The organism is Massilia sp. Root351, assembly GCF_001425045.1.
Lineage (GTDB): Bacteria > Pseudomonadota > Gammaproteobacteria > Burkholderiales > Burkholderiaceae_D > Rugamonas.
Window position 1 is genome coordinate 2776 of the sequence record NZ_LMDJ01000021.1, and the last position, 1557, is coordinate 4332.

Genomic DNA, 1557 nt, shown 5'->3' on the forward strand with positions numbered 1-1557 from the left:
TGAAAACAGAGATTGAACTGAAGAGTTTGATCCTGGCTCAGATTGAACGCTGGCGGCATGCTTTACACATGCAAGTCGAACGGTAACAGGGAGCTTGCTCCGCTGACGAGTGGCGAACGGGTGAGTAATATATCGGAACGTACCCAAGAGTGGGGGATAACGTAGCGAAAGTTACGCTAATACCGCATACGATCTAAGGATGAAAGCAGGGGACCGCAAGGCCTTGTGCTCCTGGAGCGGCCGATATCTGATTAGCTAGTTGGTAGGGTAAAGGCCTACCAAGGCATCGATCAGTAGCTGGTCTGAGAGGACGACCAGCCACACTGGAACTGAGACACGGTCCAGACTCCTACGGGAGGCAGCAGTGGGGAATTTTGGACAATGGGCGCAAGCCTGATCCAGCAATGCCGCGTGAGTGAAGAAGGCCTTCGGGTTGTAAAGCTCTTTTGTCAGGGAAGAAACGGGTGCGGCTAATATCTGCATCTAATGACGGTACCTGAAGAATAAGCACCGGCTAACTACGTGCCAGCAGCCGCGGTAATACGTAGGGTGCAAGCGTTAATCGGAATTACTGGGCGTAAAGCGTGCGCAGGCGGTTTTGTAAGTCTGTCGTGAAATCCCCGGGCTCAACCTGGGAATGGCGATGGAGACTGCAAGGCTAGAATCTGGCAGAGGGGGGTAGAATTCCACGTGTAGCAGTGAAATGCGTAGAGATGTGGAGGAACACCGATGGCGAAGGCAGCCCCCTGGGTCAAGATTGACGCTCATGCACGAAAGCGTGGGGAGCAAACAGGATTAGATACCCTGGTAGTCCACGCCCTAAACGATGTCTACTAGTTGTCGGGTCTTAATTGACTTGGTAACGCAGCTAACGCGTGAAGTAGACCGCCTGGGGAGTACGGTCGCAAGATTAAAACTCAAAGGAATTGACGGGGACCCGCACAAGCGGTGGATGATGTGGATTAATTCGATGCAACGCGAAAAACCTTACCTACCCTTGACATGGMAGGAATCCYYGAGAGATYRGGGAGTGCYCGAAAGRGAACCTKCACACAGGTGCTGCATGGCTGTCGTCAGCTCGTGTCGTGAGATGTTGGGTTAAGTCCCGCAACGAGCGCAACCCTTGTCATTAGTTGCTACGAAAGGGCACTCTAATGAGACTGCCGGTGACAAACCGGAGGAAGGTGGGGATGACGTCAAGTCCTCATGGCCCTTATGGGTAGGGCTTCACACGTCATACAATGGTACATACAGAGGGCCGCCAACCCGCGAGGGGGAGCTAATCCCAGAAAGTGTATCGTAGTCCGGATTGTAGTCTGCAACTCGACTGCATGAAGTTGGAATCGCTAGTAATCGCGGATCAGCATGTCGCGGTGAATACGTTCCCGGGTCTTGTACACACCGCCCGTCACACCATGGGAGCGGGTTTTACCAGAAGTAGGTAGCTTAACCGCAAGGAGGGCGCTTACCACGGTAGGATTCGTGACTGGGGTGAAGTCGTAACAAGGTAGCCGTATCGGAAGGTGCGGCTGGATCACCTCCTTTCTAGAGTATGGC

General features: G+C 53.3%; 1 rRNA gene. It reads left to right on the forward strand.

Annotation, left to right across the window (positions count from 1 at the left end):
- Window positions 1–14 precede the first annotated feature (14 nt).
- Window positions 15–1545: ribosomal RNA gene (locus tag ASD15_RS17255) — 16S ribosomal RNA — on the forward strand.
- Window positions 1546–1557: the final 12 nt, after the last annotated feature.